Raw genomic sequence first — 4,777 nt, 5'->3', positions numbered from 1 at the left:
ATTTTCCTTTTACCCCTTACACTGAAGTTTTTCCTAAGTTGTTCCCTTGGGCAGATTTTGAAGCTGATGAAGATTTTTATATGGAAGAAGACGAATCATTGTGGCGTGAATATCATTGTTATTATGATAAAGAGGATGATGAGTGGCTTATTGTTGGGGATTCATTTGAAGAATTTCGAAATAAATTAAATCCGATGCGTAGCATTAATCATTCAGGAGAAGTGGCTGAATATATGTTGACTTTAAGTATAAACGAATTGGGAAAATCATTTTTAACCATAGATGATTATTTATCACAGGATCAACCATATACAAAGGTAGTACCAGAAGAATAATAATATTACGGAGAGAAATATGAAAAAAATTATTCTATCAGCCATCGTAGCTTGTGCTGCATTTGGTGCAGGTATGAACTACACAGATGTCGTAAAGGACGTATATGCTGACGCAAACTCAGCTAAGAGCATAGGCAGGCTGCTACCAACCAACGCAGTTGAAATTTTGCAAACAAGCGGCGACAGAGCGCAGATCAAAGTAAAAGGCTATCAAAACCCAGCCGTTAGCAACGTAGTTTATTTTGCTGATGGCGCGAGGATCATCTCAGTAGCATTTGCAAAAACTGCACCTTTTGATATCAAAGTGATAAAAGAGGGCAAAAACGGCAAATGGAACGAGGTAGAAACGACAGTTTTCGTTCAAAAAGATGGCTTTAGCACCGATGTAAATGCGATGTTTGCAAAAGCTGATAAGATGTATAAAGAGAGCTGTGGCGTTTGCCATGCGTTGCCTCAAACTACGCACTTTAACGCAAATCAATGGCCGTCACTTTTAAAATCAATGATCGGCAGAACCGCAATAGAGAAAAAAGACGAGTGGCTAGTTATCGAGTACTTACAAAAACACTCATCTGATGTAAATTTAGGCAAATAAGTAAAACATATCAGGGCTAAATTTAATCAAATTTAGCAAGGCAAAGGGTTTAAATTTAATGGTTTTACTTAGAGAGAAAACCAAATTTAGTCCGCGTAGTCGGACGAGTAACTTTAGGTGGGTGCAGGGAGTGCTTGCACTTCCGCTGGCAGTTTGGGCTTGCTCAAGCGAGAAGTTAAAGATAATAAAAGGAGAAAAAATGAACGAGAACAGACGAGATTTTCTAAAAAAAGGTGCAACAGCGCTTGCAGCTACACCTTTGCTTTCAGGCGTAACAGCTTCAAATTTGTTTGCTGATGAGGTTAAAAAGGGCGTTGTAAAAAATGGCGAAACTCTTACAGCTGCTCACTGGGGCATGCTAAAAGTGACAACTAAAAACGGCATCGCTGTAAAGTCAGAGCCTATCCAAAAGACAAGTGAAATTTACAACCCACTTCAGCACTACACACCAGATATGATCTACAAAAGTCGTATCAAGCACACAATGGTAAGAAAAAGCTACCTTGAAAATCCAGATAGCCCAAAACCAGAGCTTCGTGGCATAGACGAGTGGGTCGAGGTGCCTTACGAAGAAGCGATCAAACTAGTTGCTAAGGAGCTTAAAAAAACAAGAGCTCAAAAAGGTTTAGAGAGCGTTTTTGCAGGTAGCTACGGCTGGAAATCAAGCGGCAATGTGCATAACTCAATAATTTTACTTCATAGATTTATGAACCTTAGTGGCGGCTTTGTTGGCTCGCTAGGCGACTACTCAACAGGCGCTAGTCAGATCATCATGCCTCACGTTGTAGGTAGTATCGAGGTTTATGAGCAGCAAACTAGCTGGCCAGTCGTGCTAGAAAACTCAAAAGTCGTAGTCATCTGGGGTGCAAACCCACTTGCGACACTTCGTATAGCTTGGACAGCGACTGATGAACAAGGCTTTAAATACTTTGAAGAGCTAAAAAACAAAAAAGATATCAAAGTGATCGTGATCGATCCTATCAGGTCTGAAACAGCGCAATACTTCGACAAAGCTCAGTGGATCGCTCCAGTGCCAAACACCGACACAGCGATGATGCTAGGCATGATGCACTACCTATATGAAAGTGGTAAATATGATAAAGAATTTATCGAAAACTACACTTATGGCTTTGATAAATTCCTCCCATATCTACTAGGCAAGACAGACAACACTCCTAAAAATTTAGAGTGGGCGAGCAAAATTTGTGGTATTGACAAAGATACTTTAAAAGAGCTAGCTGATACATTTGTAAGCAACCGCACGATGCTAATGAGTGGTTGGGGCATGCAGCGCGTTCACCACGGCGAGCAACCACACTGGGCGATGGTGACACTAGCTGCGATGATCGGTCAGATCGGACTACCAGGTGGAGGCTTTGGCTTAAGCTACCACTACTCAAACGGCGGCGCACCAACATGCAAGGGTGCAGTCATCGGTGGCGTAAATAGCGCAAGTGTGGGTAAATTTAATGAAAAAGGCGAGTTTATCGGCACTGATACGGGCGAATTTGACAAACGCGGTCGCTTCGTCGCAAAGGCAGCCGCAGTAGCGGGCACAGGTCAAAGCTGGCTACAAAAAGCAACCAACTACGCTTTTCCAGTAGCTCGTATCGCTGATGCGTTGCTTCACCCTGGCAAAGTGATCGATCATAACGGCAAAAAGATCACCTATCCAGACATCGACTTTATCTACTGGGTCGGCGGCAACCCACTAGTTCACCACCAAGATACTAATACAAATTTAAAAGCGTGGAGAAAGCCAAGAACGGTTGTCGTTCACGAAGCTTACTGGACACCGACAGCAAAGATGGCTGATATCGTCTTTCCAGTCACAACAGAGTATGAGAGAAACGACATCACGATGACAGGTGATTATTCAAATATGAACATCGTACCAATGAAACAAGTCGTTGAAAAATACCGCGAAGCAAAAGATGACTATCAAATTTTCACTGATCTTTGCAAGGCTTATGCTAAAAATTTAGTCGTTGCCTACACAGATAACGGCAAAGACGAGTTTGACTGGATCAAAGAGTACTACGACGCAGCCTACGCTCAAGTAAAAGCCGTCCCTGAGCTTGCAAGCGATATGAAGCCATTTGAAGAGTTTTGGAATGAAAACAAACCAGTCACATTTGCCTCATCTCAAGATAGTGATAATTGGGTAAGACTTGGCGAATTTAGAGAAGATCCTGTGCTAAACGCTCTTGGAACGCCTAGCGGTCTTATCGAAATTTACTCAGAGACTATCGAGAAAATGGGCTATGATGACTGCAAGGCGCATCCAACTTGGTTTGAGCCGATCGAGTGGCTAGGCATGAAAGACAAACCAGCAAAATACCACATGATAAGCGCTCACCCAACTGACCGCTTGCACTCACAGCTAAGCCAAACTTCACTTCGTGAGAAGTATGCTATCGCCAACCGCGAGCCAGTGTGGATAAACGAAAATGACGCAAAAGAGCTTGGCGTAAAAACAGGCGATTTGGTGTGTGTATTTAACGCTCGTGGCGAGGTTTTGGCAGGTGCTCATGTCACTAAAAACATCAAAGAGGGCGTTGTAAAACTAGCTGAGGGCGCTTGGTATGACGGCTTTGACAGCGGCATCTGCAAAAACGGCTCTGCAAACGTGCTAACCATAGATATCCCAACAAGTAAGCTAGCAAATGGCAACATCAGCCACACAGCTCTTGTAAATATCAGAAAATATCAAGGCGATGAAGCACCAAAACTTACAGCATTTTTTGAGCCAAAATTTTCTAAATAATCTCAAAGCAGGGGAGCGATCTCCTGCTTTTTTATATAAAATTTGACAAATTTATGAAAAAAATTAAATAATTTTGATTAATTTTTATTATTTATTTGTAATTAATAATTAGACAAAATCCCTAAAATACGGCATTTGCAAGCCAAAATTTATTAAATATTGCTTAAAGGTAATTTCTGGTTTCAAGTTTTATTTAATAATAAAAATTATACAATCCGCCCCAAAATACCAAAAAATGCCACTGGATAGTGGTTTTTGATCGAGGGATAGAAAAATAAAATGAATAATCTAAGTATAAAATCTAAAATATTGCTCATAGTTTTTGTGAGTTTGTTTCGTCTAAGTGTAACCCTTAAAAGGCATTTTTAACAGCAAAGCAAAGCCATTCTTATTCGTATTATTAGATACTGTAGCTTTTTTATCATCTGTTTTAACTATCCATTTATCCGCCAAATTTCCGTCCGATCTTAGAATATTAGAGGACTTTCCTAGCTTTTGTTTTTGCCTAATCGTACTAGGTTTCAAGGCTTGCCATTTTTGTCCGAACGGACTGCTCTCGTTCTCAAAACTAGCTTCTATTTCGTTTTGTAAGATATTGCCTAGTGTTTGCATTAGCGGTTTGGTTTTTTCTCGATATTTTGCAGAGATTTTAGCTTAGCTTGCAGCTCTTCTAAGCCTTTAACTTCTATCATTTGCCTTTATTCCTTGAGAGTGGTATAATTGATGCTAATCAGATGGTTGATGATCGCAACGTAGTAGTCGATAGGTGCTCGCCTCGCGAGATCGGACCTGTATTGCGGGTGCAACTCCCGCCGTCATCTGTTTTTTACATAAAATAAAGCAGTAGATGCTCTCAGATTTGGCAGAGAGGCACTCGCACTTTGCGACTGCAAATGACTTGGGTTCGATGCCCGGCCTTGTCTACTTTATCTTTATATATCTTTTTTTATCTTTCAAAATAGCTTTATAATTTTCTACGGGTATCCTCGTAATAGTCGCTATAAAATTATCGGTTTTAAATTTTTTAAGTGTATAGTCTAGGCGGATGACGGCGTAATTTACCATGTTATCGTTTTGTAG

Annotated in this window: 4 protein-coding genes; 3 read left to right on the top strand and 1 reads right to left on the bottom strand. The window is 40.7% G+C overall.

The window, feature by feature from the left end:
• The 3 genes from Q0296_RS09515 to Q0296_RS09505 form a co-directional block, all read left to right on the top strand.
• The coding region (locus Q0296_RS09515) for a hypothetical protein (protein ID WP_298039869.1) at positions 1-335 on the top strand (335 nt) is incomplete at its 5' end.
• 19 nt (positions 336-354) lie between these two features.
• Positions 355-930, top strand: coding sequence for a cytochrome c (locus Q0296_RS09510; protein ID WP_002942837.1), 576 nt, complete (start codon positions 355-357; stop codon positions 928-930).
• A gap of 199 nt (positions 931-1,129) precedes the next feature.
• Positions 1,130-3,697, top strand: a complete 2,568-nt coding sequence (locus Q0296_RS09505) for a molybdopterin-dependent oxidoreductase (RefSeq protein ID WP_298039865.1) — start codon at positions 1,130-1,132, stop codon at positions 3,695-3,697.
• 339 nt (positions 3,698-4,036) lie between these two features.
• On the opposite strand, the gene Q0296_RS09500 is transcribed toward Q0296_RS09505, so the two are convergent.
• Positions 4,037-4,345 carry a phage virion morphogenesis protein gene (locus Q0296_RS09500; protein WP_298039872.1) on the bottom strand — a complete coding sequence of 103 codons (309 nt, stop codon included), beginning with the start codon at positions 4,343-4,345 and terminating at the stop codon, positions 4,037-4,039.
• Positions 4,346-4,777: the final 432 nt, after the last annotated feature.

The sequence above is a fragment of the uncultured Campylobacter sp. genome (genome assembly GCF_937890585.1).
GTDB lineage: Bacteria > Campylobacterota > Campylobacteria > Campylobacterales > Campylobacteraceae > Campylobacter_A.
Note: the sequence above shows the minus strand (reverse complement) of the source record. Positions and strands in the feature narration are given on the sequence as shown.